The following is a 17,454-nucleotide window of genomic DNA, read 5'->3' as shown; positions in this document are numbered from 1 at the left end:
ACGTGATACCAACGTTTTTACGCAAAAAATGAGTGGCCGCAGTCGTGGCATTTGAACACGGTGGTGCCAGCATAGATAACCTTTTTCCACCAGGATAAATTCCGTTCGGGCCACACATACACAGAACCGCAGCTGGGGCACAACTGCGGTTCTACGCTGATTTGGGCTTGTTTTTGGGAAAACTCGGCTAAAACGGGCTGGGCGGCCTCCAGGTGTTTTTCCTGCACCTGCAGCTGGTAGTACAGCCCATCGCCGAAGGGCAGGCTGGGCGGCCCGCACGACTTTACCAGCGCCACCACGCCTACCTGCTCCAGGGCATGGTAGAGGCCGATGGCCTCGGTGTAAGTGAGGTATTTGGCGGCGGGCACCAGGCGTTCACTCATGCTTTCACCTTCTTCTGGGTGTAGTTGGCCAGCTTGCCCCTGAGCCGCAAAATGTAGCCGCCCAGCAGCACGCACAGCATGGCGAAGAAGGCGGCAATGGCGTCGTGCTCAAATTTCTGGTCTTTGGAGGTTTGCAGCTGCTCTTCCAGGTCTTTGATCTGGCGGTCTTTGCGCTTGAGCAGGTTCTGGGCGTTGGTCACCGAGCTTTTCAGGTCGTAGATGTTATCGGTGATCACGCGTTTGTCGCCCTGCACCTGGCTGTTGAGCTTCTTGGCCTCGGCTTCCAGCTCGGCGGCGCGACGGGCCACGTTGCGGCGGGTCTCCAGGTTGGCCTGCTCCACGGCGTGGATGATCTGCTCGTCTTTGCGCAGGATGTCTTTGAGGGCATCAATCACGGCAATCATGTCTTCCTTGGAGGCCCTGCCCCAGAAGTTGTTTTCCTGCGTCTTGAGGTAATCATACTTGAGCACCAACTGCTCCCGCTCAGTAATGAGCCGGTCTACCTTAGACTGGGGCCGGGGTGCGGGCCGGGAAGTACTGTCCTGGGCGGCTGCCTGTGAGGCCGCCTGCGGCTTAGCCACGGCGGTGCTGGCGGGCTTGGCAGCCGGGGCCGGCGTGGTGGGCGTCTGCTTCTTGATGATGGCGTTGATCTTAGCGCCCAGTTTAGAATCCTGCTGCTTATTAGAAGGGGCCGGAGCCTTACTGGTGGCCGGAGGCGTGGCCAGGGTCTGCGCCACTGCGGCCTCCCCCGTGCACAACAAACTGAACGCGACTACTGCAGAATAAACAATCTTCATAGAATTGGTGCGCTAAATAATAAACTCTCGCGGCAGTAAGCCGCCCATAAGGGGCCATCTGCGTGAAATTCTAGTAAAAATACGCTAAAAACAGCAGATACCAGTATAACGGCAGGTATGTTCTGCTGTAAATGAGGAGCCACTGGGGGGCTGAAGGCGGGGGACCCGGGAAAGCGGGGGAGTAAGCCTAACCTTGGCCGAACCTCTTCCGGGAGATCTTCCCTGTTCCATACCTGAAAAGTGCTATAAAAGTTATCTTTTACCAGTTGGGGCTTGTTTCAGGGCCGTTTTCAGGAAAACGCCGCTGAAACATGCCAATCAGTGGGTAGCGCCACGGCAGGACCTGAGAGACCGGGCAAATCCAACGCCGCCCTTAGGTTTTGGGCCTGTTTCTACCAAATGGGCCCTAAAACAGAACGCCTGCGGCGAGAGGGCGGCAGGCGTTCTGGGGTGGTTACAGAAAGGGAAGAGGGGGAAGTTTACTGCTTCTGTTGTTTGGCCCAGGCGTCCATCTTCTTTTCTACCAGGCTCAGCGGCATGGTGCCGTCTTTGAGGAACTCATCATGGAAAGCGGCTAGTTTAAACTGCTCACCCAAATCTTTCTGGTACTTGTCGCGCAGTTCCCTGATTTTCAGCTGGCCAATCTTGTAAGAAAGGGCCTGGCCCGGAATGGCCATGTAGCGCTCAATCTCGGCAATGGCGCCTTCCTCAGAAATGGCCATGTTGGCCAGCATGTACTGGATGGCCTCCTCGCGGGTCATGCCCTTGGTGTGCATGCCCACGTCTACCACCAGGCGCACGGCGCGGTGCATCTCATCGCCCAGGGCGCCCATGTACTGGTACGGATCGGTGTAGAGGCCCAGCTCCTTGCCCAGCGACTCGGTGTAGAGGGCCCAGCCTTCGCCGTAGGCCCCGTACCAGCTGAACCGGCGGAACTTGGGCAGTTGCTCATTTTCCTGCTGCAGCGAGATCTGGTAGTGGTGGCCCGGAATGGCCTCGTGCAGGAACAGCGACTCCATGCCCGAGGTGGTGGCAAATTGGGTGGCGTCTAAGATGGGCACGTAGAAAATGCCGGGGCGGCTGCCGTCGGGCGAGCCCTGGTTGTACTCCGCCGAGGCGGAGGCGGCCCGGAAGGCTTCGGTCTGCCTGATCTCAAAAGGTGTTTTGGGCGTACGGCCGAACATTTTGGCCAGGTTAGGCTCTATTTTGGCCTGGATGGACCGGAACGCATTCAGCACTTCCTCGGGGGTTTTGAAGGGCGTGAACCGGGGGTTGTTGCGCAGGTAGGTGAAGAACTGCTCCATGTTGCCCTTGAAGCCCACCTGCTCCTTTACTTTCAGCATTTCGCCCTGGATGCGCTTTACCTCCTGCTGGCCGGTTTTGTAGATGTCGTTGGGCGATTGGTTGGTGGTGGTCCAGTACTTCACGTAGTAGGTGTACAGGTCCTTGCCTCCCGGCACTTCAGAAATGCCGGTAGAGGTGCGGGCTTTGGGCAGGTACTCCTGCTGCAGGAACTGGGCCAGTTTCTGATAGGTGGGCACCAGTTGGGTAGCGATGGCCTGCCGGTAGGCCTCCGTCAGGCGCTGGCGGTCGGCGGCGGGTACCTCGGCCGGGAAGTTCTGGATGGGGCCGTAGAACAGGCTCTGGGTAGGGTCTGTGACCACCATGCTCTGCATCTGCGGGATCATTTTCACCACCAGCGGCTTGGGGAGCACCACGCCGGTTTGCAGGCCTTTCCGGAAGTTGGCGATGGCACTGTCGGCCCAGACGGTGAAGCCCTGTACCCGGCCCAGCCAGTTCTCATAGTCCTGGGTGGTCTTGAACGGCTGGTTGCCGGTGCCCGAGCCCAGTTGGCCCATGGTGAGCGGCAGCCCCCAGAATTGCTGGAACGGGATCATCCAGGTATTCAGCTTCAGGCCTTCCAGGCGGGTTTCCATCTCGTACTCAAAAATGTCATAGCTGATCTGGTCGTTGGCGTTCAGGTCCTGGCGCTCAAAGTGGTGCAGCTGGTCCAGGTACTGCTGGTAGTACTGCTGCAGGCTGTCGCGGAACGCCCGGGTGTTGTCGTTGGGCAGGAGGTGGTTGTAGCGGTTGTCGCCCTGGGCAGTGGCCTCCAGGGGGAAAAAGCGCGCGTTCTGGTCCCAGTACTGGTCAAAGAGGGTGGCAAGCTGCTGGTTGTTGGCTACGTTGGCCGGGGCAGACTCGGGCGCTCCCTTTTTCTGGCAAGACAGCAAGGCTCCGGCGACCAGCGCCATCCACAGGTATTTTTTCATAGGTCAGGTTTGGCTAGTGAAAAGGTGCGCCAATATAAATAATTCGGCAATGGCAGCACCCACAGCTCCTTAGCAACGCGCCGGGAAAAAAACTGTTGAAGTTTAAATACTGTTTTTCTGGGCTTTCGCCATAAACCCTCTGCGCCCGCGGCAGGAAAACCCGACAAAGACCCGCCCCAGCCGGAAGCCCGCGCTCCGGTTTATTCATCCAAGCCGCAGGCAGCAAGGAGCGGGCTGTTTGTTGGCGCTAGAACATTCTTAGGAGCGCAGCAAGGAAAAGGTTCTGGGAAGGTCGGACCTGGGTTCTCAACCCTTTCGCCCGCATCGGCCAGAGGCCCGAACTTCCTGGGAAGATGGGCGTACAAAGAAGCCGGCCTGGAGCAAGCCCTGCTAGGTGCCCTTGGAGGCTGCGGGAGACTTCCCCGGCACCACATAGCATACCCGGGCATAAGGGTCCTGCCTGCCACTTGCAAAAGGTTTTAAGCGATGAAACACAAGATCAACCCCGATTACGCGACCATAGATTGGAAGAAGATGGACGATATTTTCGCCAAAGTAGGCTGGTCTGAGCGAGAGCCCCAGGACATAAAGGCCTCTTTTGAGAAAAGCTCCTATTCCATCTTTATCTATGATGAGGCCGACGAGGTAGTAGCCTTCGGCCGGACGGTAGACGACGGGAAGTACTACGCCATGCTGGCCGACGTGGTGGTAGATCCTGACTTTCAGGGCGAGGGAGTGGGTTCGTTCATCGTGGAAACGCTGCGGGAGAAACTGCAGGACTATCATTTCATCACGCTCACCGCTGCCCCGGGCAAGGGAGACTTCTACAAAGCCATCGGTTGGAAAAAACAGTCCACCGCCTACATCTGGCCCCTGAGTGAAAAGCAGGAAAGGCAGCACACGGAGGAGAATGAATAACTGGGAATTAAGTATTAGAGATCATGGTGATGGCTCTGGAAGCCTCTGCCCCTGTGCAGGTGCTGTAGAAGGAACTTTCTCTGATTCACTAAAGTCCAGCACGCATTTCGTCCCCCTTTGAAAGGGGGTAGGGGGATGTTGGTGCATAAGCGAGCTTAACCCTTGCACTTACACAGTCCACAAAAAGCCGCCTCAGCATTTTACCACCGCATCACCTTTGTCATTCTGCAAGTCTCTACAAAGTGAGAGAAACCGCTTTCCCTGTTTTGTAGCAGCAGAGGGTAGGGGAGCACCAATCCAGTTCCTGTGTCTTTTATCCGCTTGCCCTTCGTTTCAGGCTTGGTTTGGCGAAAACAGGCTAAAAACAGCGGCACTAAAATTTCCCGCTGGTAAAGGGGGAGCCCGTCAATTCCTTTTTTCCTATCTTCAAGCCCACAATGGATTCACCCAATTCTAATTTCTAATTCATAATTTCTAATTATAATCATGCAGGCTTACTTAGACTTGATGCGCCACATTCTGGACCATGGCGTGAAGAAAGAAGACCGTACCGGCACCGGTACGCTCAGTGTGTTTGGCTACCAGATGCGGTTTAACCTGCAGGAGGGCTTCCCGCTGGTGACCACCAAGAAAGTGCACCTTAAGTCTATCATCTACGAGCTGCTTTGGTTTCTGCGCGGCGAGACCAACGTGAAGTGGCTGCAGGAGCGGGGGGTGACCATCTGGGACGAGTGGGCCGATGCCAACGGCGACCTGGGTCCGGTGTACGGCTCGCAGTGGCGCTCCTGGCCTACGCCCGACGGCGGCCACATAGACCAGATTGCCCAGGTCATTGACCAGATCAAACGCAACCCCGACTCAAGACGCCTGATTGTGAGCGCCTGGAACGTGGCCGAGGTCAACAACATGAAACTGCCGCCCTGCCACGCGTTCTTCCAGTTCTACGTGGCCGAGGGCAAGCTAAGCTGCCAGCTCTACCAACGCTCCGCCGACGTGTTCCTGGGCGTGCCCTTCAACATTGCCTCCTACGCGCTGCTCACCATGATGGTGGCCCAGGTCTGCGACCTGCAACCCGGCGAGTTCATCTGGACCGGTGGCGACACGCACCTCTACAGCAACCACCTGGAGCAAACCCAACTGCAACTCACCCGCGAGCCGCGCCCTTTGCCCAAAATGAAACTGAACCCCGACGTGAAAGACATCTTCGGGTTTGCCTATGAGGATTTTACGCTAGAAGAGTATGAACCGTGGCCGGGGATTAAAGCACCGGTGGCGGTATAAATAGATGTCTTACTTTTTGTTTGGTTAACAATAATCTAACTGAAACTATATGGCTAATAAGCCGAACACATTCGGTTTATCCAAAGACATTTGGTTGGATAAACCGAATGTGTTCGGTTTATCTAGTAGTTAGCGGTAAGCTTAAAAATAAAATGATACAGGATTCTATAATTGTCAAGCAAAGACACGAACGATTCATCAAGAAAATTTGCGAAACAGAAATCGTAATTGGACTTGAAAGTGAAGAAGGATTCGCTACTTCAAGTTCAAACAACTACGAAGACGAGGACGATAATCCTATACAGATGATTTGTTTCTGGTCAGAAAGAGCATTGGCAAAGGCATGCGCCAAGGACGGATGGGCAAACTATACACCGACTGAAATACCTCTCTCAGAGTTTTTGGAGAATTGGTGTGTAGGCATGAACAATGACGGACTTCTGATAGGGACTAATTTCGACCAGAACATGTTCGGCCATGAAGTTGAGCCATTCGACCTAATACTTGAAATAATTGCAGAATTGAAAAGCTCTGGCAAAAAACTCTACTTGCAAAAGTTTGAAGATATAAATGACTTAGAGTCGCAAGTCAAAGAATTGTAAAAAAAGCCTACCGCTAACAAGGTATAAACGTCATCTCGGCCGACGGCCTTCGCCGTCGTTTATACAAGCCGTTAGCCAAAAGTGCAATTCATGAATAAAATTGCTAATAAAATAAAACTAAATAATAACCTGTGGTTTACGATCCTTGGGAATAAATTGGTATTTGGAAATTCATTTCTAAGTAAAGGGTTTCATTATACATTTTCGTTTGGAAACAGATCAGGAATTTTCGATCTGCATTTAACTAATAGTAAGGGTGAGCATTACACAGTTTTAGAAATTTCTCACCAAAATATCTATGAAATTCTACCACATCTGTTGGTTAAGATTAAAAAAACAGTTTTTGACTTATCTAATTTTGAGGAATCTAAATGTAATAAAGAAAATCTTGTAATTTATAAAATTGAACAATTTAGCGTCGTTGCAAGTGAATTGGGGAATTTGACTAGAAAGAATAAAGTCATTATTGATAAAGATTCCTTGGAGTTCAAATGCTTTACTGAAAAACTCACAGAGACACAAACTACAAGAATTATTGATATATCTGACATCAAAAACGAATCTCAGTTTTTAGGAATCGTAAAGTCTAAAACAGAGAGCTATTTTATAATGAAAAGTCCTTTTCTAGAAGACCAAATATTTAGAATAAACAATATATATTTAGACATCAATTCAGTCTTTGAGAAAATCCTGGGTAAGGAAGTTTATGAAACTATATTGAACAGAATTAATGACGGTATATTACATCTAAAAGAATAAGAAAACACCAGTGGCTAACAAAAGCTATAGCAAATGGCTGCGTGAATCTAGGCTTTTAGCGCACCGAATCCTATAGCTATCATTGTCATGGTCGGCAAGAACTTGCTCTGAAAATCGCCACTTGCCATAGTCCAACCGTTAAGTGTCATTGAAAATTAAAGAATGAGAAAATTAAAATTATCAATCCTACTTCTTGTATTAACAATCTTATTTGCAGGTTGCACCTTTCTAGGTAATTCATTGGAGTATAAAGACACCGCGAAAAACTTTGTAGGTGCTGTTCTTAAAGAAAATTATGACAAGGCTGTTTCCTTGATGGCTATGGAGCATGAAACAGCAAAAGGGACAGACATTCAAAACCTAAAAAGCGGTCTTAGCTCTTTGAGAGAACTGGTGGTTAATAATTTTGGACAAGAGCTTGAATACACCTTTATAAAAACAGTGAAAACCTTCACTTCAGGGGAAAATAAGCAGTTGCCTAACACAACTATTTTATACCTGCAACTTGAAAACGAAAAAGAGTTCGGCTACTTCCAAATACTATTTGATGACCAGTCAGGCAAAATACTCAATATCCAATTACAGGAAGTGAAGCAACCCATCCCAAACTTAACCACTTTTTGGATTTTTGGACTATTAGCCCTTTCTGTATTTGCCTTTAATATCTATATGATAATTAAAGTGCGGAAGAGCAACCTAAGGAAGAAATGGCAGAAGTACTTAGCCATCATTCTATTGAATGTACCCACTATTGGCTGGTCAGCAGTAGGTGGACTTTTTTTCAAGTTGCTCAACTTTCAAATCATGCTTGGTATAAGCTTTTCCATGGTGGGCTACTTGAATACAGCTTGGGCTTTCGGAATTCCTCTGGGTTCACTTTATGTTTTCTGGAAATTAAAGAACGGGCTCTACGAAACCTCTGAAGAAGAAACAGAGGCTGTAGAGTATAACACAGGTGAATCTTTCAGTTAAGAGTAGCTAAAACAAAGTCACTTAACAACACCTAAACGCCAGTCTTCGGCCGACGGCCTTGCCCGCCGTTTAGCCTAGACGTTGTACGCTAGTTTAAATATAAAATTAATTAGATGAAGCACCTTTACATATTTATACTCCTTTTACTTATGAGTTGCAGTAAAGGCAGTCAGACACCTAAAAACGAGAAATTAGTACTAGCATTAAATAACCCAGACCTGGCAATTAGAGGCACTCTTGTTGAAATTAGTCCTAATGAGTACCGGCTTGACTATTACGATGTCCATGAAAAAGATAGCCACTTGGCTTTTTTAAGTAAAAAAGGATATCAAGGAGGCGGACCAACCTGGCTTGGAATTATTTATGGAGCAATCCAATTGTCAGACCCAGCTATAGAAGCTAAAATTCGGTTTGACGATGAAGCAGAGGGATTAGCTATCTGGAGTTCCGACAAGGAAAGCCTAGAAAAAATAGGAAGGTTGATCTCGGTAGTCAAGTCAGATGAGAGTGTAATGGCTCAAGCTATACAAGTTGCAGAACAAGCTGGTGAAATGGAATAGAAAAACCAGCTTATAACAACACCCAAACGCCAGGCTTTGACCGATGGCCTTGCACGCCTCATGCACTAGTACGCCAGGCGTCATTGTACAGCGACACACTACAAACAGACAATACATTAAAAATCCTCGACTACTAAAAACTTTTGGACACGAGGGTGAAGAAGTAGATTAACTACAAAATTTAATTTCAATAACAATTAAAATTATGGCAAGTATCAATCCACACATTAATTTCAACGGCAATGCAGAAGAAGCATTCAATTTTTACAAAGCAGTATTTGGCGGGGAGTTCGCAGCTATAGTGCGTTTCAAAGATTTAGCAAGTGCTGAATTTCCAGTAGCAGAACATGAAGCGAATACAATAATGCACATCGCTTTACCAATTGGTAAAAGCATTTTGATGGCGAATGATGTACCTGAAGTACTGGGGCGAACAAACGAAAATGAGAACAGAAGCAAAATTGTAATAACGGCGGAAAGCAAAGAAGAAGCTGACAAGTTATTCAATGGGCTTTCGGCAGGAGGGCAAATTGAAATGCCTATTTCTGACAGTCCTTGGGGTTCCTACTTTGGTATGTTCAGAGATAAATATGGAATTGAATGGATGGTAGATTTTGACCCGAATCATAAGGAACAAGTATAGCCGGGCAAATTAACAAACGCCGAATATGATATTGTCAAAAGCGGGGCTTAACAGCTTCCATTGGGCATTGGCACAAGGTTCAACCTTCGTTCTTCGATAGAACCTTTTGTGCTACATATCCCCGCCTACTGCCATACCCGTACCGATTGGGGCAAAATATAGAACAGATGAAATGGAGTAAGCTTAGAAAAGAACTTCATGATAGACTTGCCGATACCATAAAGCACCGGCTGGACTATCATCTAACCACCTATGAGCACTCGATAGGCTATCTGGGAAGAGCATGGGTAACCTTTGACGGAAAAGAACTGGTGAATTTTTCTAATCAGGATACCTGGGTAGAGTTCAAGAGTTACTCCAACGCGCTTGCTGATACTGGTTACATCTCCCACGAACCACTCAACGACTCTAACCGGACCGAAGGGAAAATCATGGAACGAGGTGAATTCTCCAAGTATGATTTTGCTGAATCAGCCTGGAGATTCATCCACCTTGACATTGACTCTGCCCTCACCAGCCACAATCCCATTCTTCGCGCATTAGCAGTTGTGGACCGGCGGGTTGGCAAAAGAAGGTTAGAAATGATAAAAGGGATTGAAAAACACCCGCTGGTGCGAAAGCTCCTTGAGCTAAGAAAAGAAAGTAATACTTTGCCCATCAACGGTTCCTGCTGTACAAGGGACAATTTGCGCCAGACATTACCATCCTGTTCTTGAAAACCAATCCGCCCGCAAAACACATTCTCCCCACCATTGTCCTGGCCCAGTTTGCCTGCACCGCTTTATGGTTCGCGGGCAATGCGGTGTTGCCTGAGTTGATTCCGCAGTTTCACTTAGAGGCCAGTGCGCTCAGCCATCTCACGTCGGCGGTGCAGTTGGGGTTTATCCTGGGTACGCTGGTGTTTGCCGTGTTCACCGTTTTAGACCGGTTCTCGCCCTCCAGGGTGTTTTTGGTGTGCGCCCTGGCGGGGGCGGGGTGTAACCTGAGTTTGCTGGGGGCCGAAGGGCTTTCTTCCTTGCTGCTGTCCCGGTTTCTCACGGGCTTCTGTCTGGCGGGCATTTACCCGGTGGGCATGAAAATAGCCGCCGACTACCACCAGAAAGGCCTGGGCAAGGCGCTGGGCTTTCTGGTAGGAGCCCTGGTGCTGGGCACGGCCTTTCCGCACCTGCTCAAAAGCCTTACCGAAGGGCTGCCGTGGCGATACGTGATCTGGGCTACCTCGGGCCTGGCGGTGCTGGGCGGGCTGGGGTTGTGCTGGCTGGTGCCAGACGGACCTTACCGCAGCCGCAGCACCCAACCCGATTTCAGGGCCTTTTTCCAGATTTTCAGGCAAAAAGAATTCAGGGCCGCCGCGTTTGGGTACTTCGGGCACATGTGGGAGCTGTACACTTTCTGGGCCTTTGTGCCCGTGATTTTGGCCCTGTACGCCCAGACGCATCCCCAGACTCCGCTTAACAATCCCTTGCTGTCGTTTACCATTATTGCGGTGGGGGCGGTGGCCTGCGTGGCCGGCGGCTATCTTTCCGGCAAGATCGGGAGCGGCAAGACGGCGGGGTGGGCCCTGGCTGTTTCGCTGGGGTGTTGCCTGCTGTCGCCGTGGCTGTATGACCTGCCTTTGGGGTGGTTCCTGGGGTTGCTGCTGGTGTGGGGCCTGGCCGTGGTCATGGACTCGCCGCAATTCTCCACGCTGGTAGCTCAGAATGCCCCGGCCCATGCCAAAGGAACCGCGCTCACCATTGTCAATTCCCTGGGCTTTGCCATCACCATTGTGAGCATCCAGTTCCTGCGCAGTGTGCAGGAAGCGGTGGCGCCCACTTACTGGTTTCTGTTCCTGGCCCTAGGGCCCTTGCTGGGTCTGCTGGCCATGCGGCGGCTGTGGCAGAAGTAATGCTCGCCCCGTGGTGCAAAAACGGCCCGCTGCCCGGCCAGACTGTCTGCCCGTTTTAAGGACGATTTCCTGAAAAAAGCCCTGAAACAGCCTGGCAGGAACAGCCTTAGCCAATAGCTGAAATCCATCAAAGGACTGCCTTTCCTTAGCCAAACCGGAGGATGAAGGCCGTGCCCACCCCCTGGATGGACTGTACCTGTATGGTGCCCCGGTGCAGCAGCACAATCTGTTTGCAGAGGCTCAGGCCAATGCCGCTGCCCTGTTTCTTGGTGCTGAAGAACGGGATAAAGATCTTCTCCTGCACTTCCTCGGGCATGCCCTGGCCATTGTCGGTTACTTTGATCACCAGCTTGCCGTCGGGGGCCTGGTAGGCCGAGAGCGTTATCTTGGGGGCGGGGCGGTCTTTCACGGCATCCATGGCGTTCACCAACAGGTTGATCAGGACCTGGTCCAGCAGGTTGGCATCGGCTTGTAGGCTCAGGTCGGGGTCTTTCTGGTGAATCTCCAGCGTGATGTTTTTCTGGGCCAGCGAGGGCTGCATGAGGCGCTGCAGGCTCATGAACTGGTCAATGATAAAGACCTCCTCCAGGTGCAGCTGCGTGATCTTGCTTAGGTTGCGGTAGGTCTGGGCGAATTTGAGCAGGCCCTCGCTGCGGCGCCGGATGGTGCCAATGCCCACCTCCAGCTCTTCCAGGTCTACCGCCGAGGGGCCCTCTGGACCGGTTTCCTGCAGGCGGGTTTTCAGGGTATCGGCCAGGGACGAGATGGGCGCGATGGAGTTCATGATCTCGTGCGTCATCACGTTGAGGAGCTTCTGCCAGGCCTGCGACTCGGTCTCGTCCAGGGCCTCGTTCACGTTCTGGAAAGCGATCAGCTTGTACGTGTTGCCCTCGTTCTGGAAAGCCGTGGCCGACAGCAGCACCTTATAGGAATCGCGTTCCAGGTGCACGGGGTGCACGGTGGTGATTTTGGGTTCGCCCGGCTGCAAGCGCAGCACCACCTCAAAGAGCGCCGGATCGCGCTTGCCCAGCGCGTGAATGCTTTTCAGGAAGGGCACCTGCAGCAGCTTTTTAAGGGCCTCGTTCATCAGGACCACCTCGCCCGAGTCCAGGTTGTACGACAGGATGCCCGTGTCTACCAGCTCCAGGATCTTCTGCAGGTGCTGGTGCTCGGTTTCGCGCTCCTTGTTGAGGCTCTTAAACGTGTCATTAATCTGGTTGAAGCCCCGCCGTAGGTGGAGCAGCTGCGCCGAGGTGCCTTTCTCACTGAAATACCGGGAGAAGTCGCGGTACTGGATGGCCTCCAGAAACAGGTTCAGTTCTTCCTGGGCCTGCCGCACAAAGCCAAAAAACTCATACAGCTGGTAGAGCACCAGCGGCACCAGAAAGACCAGCACCTCGGCCCAGCCTTGCTGGATCATCCAGGCCGGCAGGCTCAGGGTAACCAGCAGCAGGCCCATCCGGAGGAGGAGCTTGCCCTCAAAATGCTTAAAGTTCATACTTGCCCAGTCTTCGGTACAGCGCCGTGCGGGTAATGCCCAGCTCCTTGGCCGCTTTGGTGAGCACGCCGTTGTGTTTCTCCAGCACCCTGATGATGGTGGCCTTCTCCAGTTCTTCCAGGTTGGTGACCGGCGTCAGGGTTTCGGGGGTGGGGGCGGTTTCCAGGGGCGAGAAGATAATGTCGGGGGCATCCAGGGCGGTGCCATCGGCCATGATCACGGCGCGCTCCATGGCGTACTGCAGTTCGCGCACGTTTCCCGGAAAAGGGTAGCTTTTGAGCTTCTCCACGGCCCGGCGGGTAAGTTCCAGCGTGGGCTTGAGGTATTTGCCGGCGTACTGCCGCATAAAGTGCTGGGCCAGCAAAATCACGTCCTGGCCCCGCTGGCGCAGGGGCGGCACCACAATCTCCACGGTGTTGATGCGGTAGATCAGGTCTTTGCGGAAACGGGCTTCGCTGGCCAGCTCGGCCAGGGGCACGTTGGTGGCGCACAGCAGCCGCACGTCTATGGGCACGGGTTCATTGGAGCCCAGCCGCAGCACCTGCCGGTTCTGCAGCACGCTCAGCAGCTTGGCCTGCTGCGCGAGCGAGATGTTGCCAATCTCATCCAGGAAAATGGTGCCCCGGTGCGCGGCCTCAAACCGGCCGGTGCGGTCTTCGCGGGCATCGGTGAAGGCGCCTTTCCGGTGCCCGAACAGTTCGCTCTCAAACAAAGACTCAGTGAGGGCGCCCACGTCTACCTTCACAAAGGGTTTGTCGGCCCGCAGGGAGTGCTGGTGAATGGCCTGCGCGATGAGCTCCTTGCCGGTGCCGTTCTCGCCCAGAATGAGGATGTTGGCATCAGTGGGGGCCACTTTCCTGATCTTGTAGAAAATCTCCTGCATGGCCTCTGACTCGCCCAGCAGCTCTACGCCCGGCCCGCTTTTAGGGGCCTGCATGGCGGCCGCCGCCGCGCCTTTGGCCTTTCCGCTGATGGCCTCCTGCAGGGTGTCCAGCAGTTTCTGGTTGTGCCAGGGTTTCACCACAAAGTCAAAGGCGCCTTCCTTAAGCGAGCGGATGGCCAGGTCAATGTCGGCGTAGGCGGTGATCATGACCACGGCGGCCTCTGACCCCAGGCTCCTGATCTTCTTGAGCCAGTAAATGCCCTCGTTGCCCGTGTTAATGGAGGAAACAAAGTTCATGTCCAGCAAGATGAGGTCAAAGGCCTGGTGCCGCAGCAGCGTTGGCAGCTGCTCGGGGTTTTTCTCGGTCACAATCTCCTTCACCAGCGGGCGCAGGAGCAACCGCACCGCGGTGAGCACGTCGGGGTCGTCGTCAATGACAAGAACCGTGGCTTTCTTTAGTTGCATGGGTAAAACGTAATAGGGTGTACAGGCTAGCCTGGGCCGTAAGCGGCGGTGGTGCTTGCCTGGGGCGCCAGGCTGGCTGTTTGGGGGCTGTTTTCTGAAAAAGACCCTCAAAACCGCCACCGCCGCCCGCACCGCAGGCTTGCATCTTGCCCCGGCGGGGGAGCAGGGCCGATTTACCTAAAAAGGTACTAGGATTGTGCCAGTTTCGCAAAAGCTTCATCCCCAACGTTTTTGCGGCCCCAGGTCCAGCACGGGCGTGCGAAAACGCACACTGCAAGCGCGATTCTGCACGCTGGCCCGGGGCGTTTCAGGGGTAAATAGCTGAAAATAAGCCAAAAACAGCTTTGGCACAAGGTGTGCGCTGGCAGTACCAGACCCAAAGACCAGACTTTCTTCCTGAGGTCAACTTCTCCCGGCTTCGTCCTTCCTGCGAATGCTGAGCGGACCGCTCAATACTTTCTGAGCGGGGGCGGCAGGGAGCAATTACTACCAACGCAAACAGAGACCTAGTTTTACCTGTACCGCCATGTTCAAGAATTACTTCAAAGTAGCCTACCGCAACCTGCTCCGGCACAAAGCCTTCAGCTTTATCAATATTGCCGGTTTGGCGCTGGGCCTGACCGCCTGCCTGCTCATTGGCCTGTTTGTCTATGATGAGTTGCAGTACGACAAGTTCATCCCGCAAGGGGAGCGCGTGTACCGCGTGTACAACAACACGGTGACCGACGAGGCCACCGCTCAGATGGCGAGCGTGCCGCCCATGTTCGGGACCACGCTGCAGGAGAGCTTTCCGGAGGTAGAGACCACCACGCGCATTCTCATGCAGCAATGGACCGAGCAGATCCTGGTGGAGGCCGGCGGCAAACGGATCTACCAAACCGGCGGCATGGGAGCCGACCCCACGTTTTTTGAGGTTTTTCCCCTGCGGTTCATTCACGGCTCGCCCGAGAAAGCCCTGGCCGATCCTACCTCGGTGGTAGTCTCTGACAAGTTCGCGCAGCGGTTTTTTGGGGAGGCAGACCCCGTGGGCCAGAAGGTGACCATCAACAAGACGCCGCTCCTGGTGAAGGGCGTGTTTGAGAGCAATCCTAAGTTCCACCTGCCGGTCAATTTCGTCTACCCCATGGCCGCCTACAATTTCCCCGCCCAGCGCATGCAGAGCTGGGGATGGCAGCAGTTCTACACCTACGTGAAGCTGAAAGAAGGCACCGACCCGGCCTTTGTGCTCTCCAAGTTCAGGGGCATGGTGAAAAAGCAGCTGGACCCCGAGACCAACAAACCCTTTGAGTACCTGCCGTTCTTCCAGCCGCTGCACCAGGTGCACCTGTACTCGGCCAGCTTTAAGTATGACCAGGCGCTGCGGGGCAACATCACCTACGTAAAGGCGCTCAGCATTATTGCGGGGTTTATCTTGCTCATTGCGTGCTTCAACTTTGTAAACCTGGCCACGGCCAAGTCGCTGCAGCGGGCCAAGGAGGTGGGCGTGCGCAAGACCGTTGGGGCCAGCCAGCACCAGCTCATGCTGCAGTTCCTGGGCGAGACCCTGCTGCTCACCGGCATTAGCGTGGTATTTGCGGCGGCGCTCACTTCCCTGGCTTTGCCCTCGCTCAACACCTTCACCGAGAAGGAAATGGCGTTCAACGTGTTCACCAGCCCGGGTTTGTTGCTCCTGCTGCTGGCCCTGGTGCTGGTGGTGGGGCTGCTGGCGGGGCTGTACCCGGCCCTGGTGCTGGCCAACTTTAAGCCCGTGAGCGTGCTCAAAGGGGCGGTGGTGAACGGCGGAAAACCGGGCAGAACGCCCTGGCTGCGGCACGGACTCATTGTGGTGCAGTTTGCCCTCTCCATCTTCCTTATTGTCTGCGCGCTGGTGGTGTACCGGCAGGTGAGTTTCCTGCACCACAAAGACCTGGGTTTTAACCGCGACCAGATCCTGTTCTTCCCCATGCGGGGCGATCATATGTTCCAGAACTACGAGACCTTTAAAACCGAGCTGGCCAAATCGCCCGGCGTGGCCAGCGTTTCCATCGGGTACGGGTTCCCCGGGGACGCCACCGCCGGTGAAAGCATTGATGTGCTCAAAGACGGGCAGCGGGTGCATCATGGGGTGACCACCCTCATGGTAGACCATGATTATATCAAAACTTTAGGGCTGAAGATGGTAGCCGGCCGGGCCTTTTCCAAAGACCGGCCCACCGATAAAGACGCCGCCTTTATGCTCAACGAGACCGCCGTGCGCGAACTGGGCTTCGGCACGCCTGAACAGGCCCTGGGGCAAAAAATGGAATGGAAAGCCTGGACCGATGACGGCTCTGATTCCATTAAGTCCGGCCAGGTAATTGGCGTGGTGAAAGACTTCCACTTCAAGAGCCTCTTTGACAAGGTAGAGCCAGCCGTGCTGCAGATCTTCCCGGGGGCCAACTGGAAAGTGGCCGTAAAACTGAAGGGCGAAAACGTGGCGGCGGCGCTGGCGCACGTGAAAGAAGTCTGGAACACCTTCTCGCCCGAGTACCCCATTGAGTACAAGTTCATGGACCAGAACTTTGAGGCCATGTACAAAGCCGAGGATAAGCTTAAAACGCTGCTCTGGATCTTTACCGCCATGGCTATTTTTGTGGGCTGCCTGGGGCTGTACGGGCTGGCCGCCTACGCCGCCGAGCGCCGCAAAAAGGAAATCGGCATCCGGAAGATCATGGGTGCCGAGACTTCCAGCATTGTGGGGCTGCTGGCCAGGGATTTTCTGGTGCTGGTGCTCATTGCCGCGGTCATCGCCTTCCCGCTGGCCTGGTACGCCATGCGCCTCTGGCTGCAGGACTTTGCCTACCGCATTGACATGCCGGTATGGGCGTTCCTGGTCTCCGGCGTAGTGGCTGCCGCCGTAGCTTTCCTGACCGTCAGTTACCAGGCCATCAAAGCCGCCACCATCAACCCGGTCCTGAACCTCAGGATGGATTGAGGCTGTGATGTCAGCATAGGCCTACTATTTAACGCCCCGCTTGTTTCGGGCCTTTTTTCCTAAAAAAGAGCCTAAAACAAGCGGGGCGTTCCTGTGGCTGCCTCAGGCGTTGGGTCGTATTGTAGTCATTCCTTACTTTTTTGCGTAGTACTGCAAGTGGCCGTTTGGGGGTTTGCCCCTGGGCTACCCTTCGCACCCTCTTCCCGAAAACCGCACCAGAAAATTGGTGTTTGCGGCGGGGGAGTGAGAGCGAGAAAAACCAGGAGTAATCACCTTAGCACAACCAGGAACAATGGCAAAAGAAAGCAGAATCTTAAAGGCGATGTATGCCGTGGTAAAAGACCAGGAAACCAAGACCACCTGGCCCATTGATGCGGCGGCCATTTCAGCAAATACCCCGGGCCTCTCGCTGGGCGAGATTGAACAGGAAATCAGGGACCTGCACTACAAGAACCTGGTAGAGCTGGACCACGCCCCCGAAGGGACCCTCTTTTGCCGCCTTACCCCGGAGGGCCTCGCCCAGGCCGAGATAGCCTACAACCGCTAAGCGCAACTGCGAAAAAGCAGCACAAACGGCAC

General features: G+C 53.5%; 16 protein-coding genes. 11 read left to right on the top strand and 5 right to left on the bottom strand.

The genetic code is table 11. The annotated features are described in order from the left end of the window. Nucleotides 1-17: 17 nt before the first annotated feature. The 3 genes from JT718_RS05585 to JT718_RS05575 form a co-directional block, all read right to left on the bottom strand. Nucleotides 18-383: a hypothetical protein gene (locus JT718_RS05585; protein ID WP_205500886.1), complete on the bottom strand. Its 366-nt coding sequence runs from the start codon at nucleotides 381-383 to the stop codon at nucleotides 18-20. After that, nucleotides 380-1,180, bottom strand: coding sequence for a hypothetical protein (locus JT718_RS05580; protein WP_205500885.1), 801 nt, complete (start codon nucleotides 1,178-1,180; stop codon nucleotides 380-382). Before JT718_RS05580 ends, JT718_RS05585 begins: the two co-directional genes overlap by 4 nt. A gap of 479 nt (nucleotides 1,181-1,659) precedes the next feature. Then, a complete protein-coding gene (locus JT718_RS05575; RefSeq protein WP_205500884.1) occupies nucleotides 1,660-3,453 on the bottom strand; it encodes a DUF885 domain-containing protein in 1,794 nt (597 codons plus the stop codon). Between the two features lie 486 nt (nucleotides 3,454-3,939). On the opposite strand from JT718_RS05575, the gene JT718_RS05570 reads away from it, so the two are divergent. From JT718_RS05570 to JT718_RS05530, 9 genes are all read left to right on the top strand, one after another. Continuing rightward, nucleotides 3,940-4,371 (top strand): GNAT family N-acetyltransferase, encoded by a 432-nt coding sequence (locus JT718_RS05570; RefSeq protein WP_205500883.1) that lies wholly within the window; start codon nucleotides 3,940-3,942, stop codon nucleotides 4,369-4,371. A 486-nt stretch (nucleotides 4,372-4,857) separates the two neighbouring features. Continuing rightward, a complete protein-coding gene (locus JT718_RS05565) occupies nucleotides 4,858-5,652 on the top strand; it encodes a thymidylate synthase (protein WP_205500882.1) in 795 nt (264 codons plus the stop codon). A 152-nt stretch (nucleotides 5,653-5,804) separates the two neighbouring features. Next, nucleotides 5,805-6,254, top strand: coding sequence for a DUF2750 domain-containing protein (locus JT718_RS05560; protein ID WP_205500881.1), 450 nt, complete (start codon nucleotides 5,805-5,807; stop codon nucleotides 6,252-6,254). A gap of 90 nt (nucleotides 6,255-6,344) precedes the next feature. Continuing rightward, on the top strand, nucleotides 6,345-7,013 hold the full coding sequence (locus tag JT718_RS05555; protein WP_205500880.1) for a hypothetical protein: 669 nt from the start codon (nucleotides 6,345-6,347) through the stop codon (nucleotides 7,011-7,013). A gap of 162 nt (nucleotides 7,014-7,175) precedes the next feature. Beyond that, nucleotides 7,176-7,985: a hypothetical protein gene (locus tag JT718_RS05550; RefSeq protein ID WP_205500879.1), complete on the top strand. Its 810-nt coding sequence runs from the start codon at nucleotides 7,176-7,178 to the stop codon at nucleotides 7,983-7,985. Between the two features lie 113 nt (nucleotides 7,986-8,098). Then, the gene (locus JT718_RS05545) at nucleotides 8,099-8,545 is read left to right on the top strand and encodes an Imm51 family immunity protein (protein ID WP_205500878.1); all 447 of its coding nucleotides are present in this window, start codon (nucleotides 8,099-8,101) and stop codon (nucleotides 8,543-8,545) included. Nucleotides 8,546-8,750: 205 nt separating this feature from the next. Beyond that, entirely contained in the window at nucleotides 8,751-9,188 is a 438-nt protein-coding gene (locus JT718_RS05540) for a VOC family protein (protein ID WP_205500877.1), read from the top strand. 167 nt (nucleotides 9,189-9,355) lie between these two features. Next, on the top strand, nucleotides 9,356-9,904 hold the full coding sequence (locus tag JT718_RS05535; RefSeq protein ID WP_205500876.1) for an SF0329 family protein: 549 nt from the start codon (nucleotides 9,356-9,358) through the stop codon (nucleotides 9,902-9,904). Next, nucleotides 9,901-11,076, top strand: a complete 1,176-nt coding sequence (locus tag JT718_RS05530; RefSeq protein ID WP_205500875.1) for an MFS transporter — start codon at nucleotides 9,901-9,903, stop codon at nucleotides 11,074-11,076. The genes JT718_RS05535 and JT718_RS05530 overlap by 4 nt, the downstream gene beginning before the upstream one ends. A gap of 145 nt (nucleotides 11,077-11,221) precedes the next feature. Here JT718_RS05530 and JT718_RS05525 read toward each other — a convergent pair whose 3' ends face one another. Both JT718_RS05525 and JT718_RS05520 read right to left on the bottom strand, forming a co-directional pair. After that, nucleotides 11,222-12,574 carry a sensor histidine kinase gene (locus JT718_RS05525; protein ID WP_205500874.1) on the bottom strand — a complete coding sequence of 451 codons (1,353 nt, stop codon included), beginning with the start codon at nucleotides 12,572-12,574 and terminating at the stop codon, nucleotides 11,222-11,224. Continuing rightward, a complete protein-coding gene (locus tag JT718_RS05520; RefSeq protein WP_205500873.1) occupies nucleotides 12,564-13,922 on the bottom strand; it encodes a sigma-54-dependent transcriptional regulator in 1,359 nt (452 codons plus the stop codon). Before JT718_RS05520 ends, JT718_RS05525 begins: the two co-directional genes overlap by 11 nt. A 526-nt stretch (nucleotides 13,923-14,448) precedes the next feature. On the opposite strand from JT718_RS05520, the gene JT718_RS05515 reads away from it, so the two are divergent. Both JT718_RS05515 and JT718_RS05510 read left to right on the top strand, forming a co-directional pair. After that, nucleotides 14,449-16,875 carry an ABC transporter permease gene (locus JT718_RS05515; RefSeq protein WP_205500872.1) on the top strand — a complete coding sequence of 809 codons (2,427 nt, stop codon included), beginning with the start codon at nucleotides 14,449-14,451 and terminating at the stop codon, nucleotides 16,873-16,875. Nucleotides 16,876-17,167: 292 nt separating this feature from the next. Next, on the top strand, nucleotides 17,168-17,422 hold the full coding sequence (locus JT718_RS05510; protein ID WP_205500871.1) for a hypothetical protein: 255 nt from the start codon (nucleotides 17,168-17,170) through the stop codon (nucleotides 17,420-17,422). Nucleotides 17,423-17,454: the final 32 nt, after the last annotated feature.

Source organism: Rufibacter psychrotolerans (assembly GCF_016924645.1).
Lineage (GTDB): Bacteria > Bacteroidota > Bacteroidia > Cytophagales > Hymenobacteraceae > Nibribacter > Nibribacter psychrotolerans.
The sequence above is the reverse complement of the archived record's forward strand: the minus strand, read 5'-3'. Positions and strand labels throughout refer to the sequence as shown.

What these genes read in the sequence shown, in the direction of transcription:
- JT718_RS05585 (WP_205500886.1), bottom strand. Translation starts at nt 383, where the DNA reads ATGAGTGAACGCCTGGTGCCCGCCGCCAAATACCTCACTTACACCGAG.
- JT718_RS05580 (WP_205500885.1), bottom strand. Translation starts at nt 1,180, where the DNA reads ATGAAGATTGTTTATTCTGCAGTAGTCGCGTTCAGTTTGTTGTGCACG.
- JT718_RS05575 (WP_205500884.1), bottom strand. Translation starts at nt 3,453, where the DNA reads ATGAAAAAATACCTGTGGATGGCGCTGGTCGCCGGAGCCTTGCTGTCT.
- JT718_RS05570 (WP_205500883.1), top strand. Translation starts at nt 3,940, where the DNA reads ATGAAACACAAGATCAACCCCGATTACGCGACCATAGATTGGAAGAAG.
- JT718_RS05565 (WP_205500882.1), top strand. Translation starts at nt 4,858, where the DNA reads ATGCAGGCTTACTTAGACTTGATGCGCCACATTCTGGACCATGGCGTG.
- JT718_RS05560 (WP_205500881.1), top strand. Translation starts at nt 5,805, where the DNA reads ATGATACAGGATTCTATAATTGTCAAGCAAAGACACGAACGATTCATC.
- JT718_RS05555 (WP_205500880.1), top strand. Translation starts at nt 6,345, where the DNA reads ATGAATAAAATTGCTAATAAAATAAAACTAAATAATAACCTGTGGTTT.
- JT718_RS05550 (WP_205500879.1), top strand. Translation starts at nt 7,176, where the DNA reads ATGAGAAAATTAAAATTATCAATCCTACTTCTTGTATTAACAATCTTA.
- JT718_RS05545 (WP_205500878.1), top strand. Translation starts at nt 8,099, where the DNA reads ATGAAGCACCTTTACATATTTATACTCCTTTTACTTATGAGTTGCAGT.
- JT718_RS05540 (WP_205500877.1), top strand. Translation starts at nt 8,751, where the DNA reads ATGGCAAGTATCAATCCACACATTAATTTCAACGGCAATGCAGAAGAA.
- JT718_RS05535 (WP_205500876.1), top strand. Translation starts at nt 9,356, where the DNA reads ATGAAATGGAGTAAGCTTAGAAAAGAACTTCATGATAGACTTGCCGAT.
- JT718_RS05525 (WP_205500874.1), bottom strand. Translation starts at nt 12,574, where the DNA reads ATGAACTTTAAGCATTTTGAGGGCAAGCTCCTCCTCCGGATGGGCCTG.
- JT718_RS05520 (WP_205500873.1), bottom strand. Translation starts at nt 13,922, where the DNA reads ATGCAACTAAAGAAAGCCACGGTTCTTGTCATTGACGACGACCCCGAC.
- JT718_RS05515 (WP_205500872.1), top strand. Translation starts at nt 14,449, where the DNA reads ATGTTCAAGAATTACTTCAAAGTAGCCTACCGCAACCTGCTCCGGCAC.
- JT718_RS05510 (WP_205500871.1), top strand. Translation starts at nt 17,168, where the DNA reads ATGGCAAAAGAAAGCAGAATCTTAAAGGCGATGTATGCCGTGGTAAAA.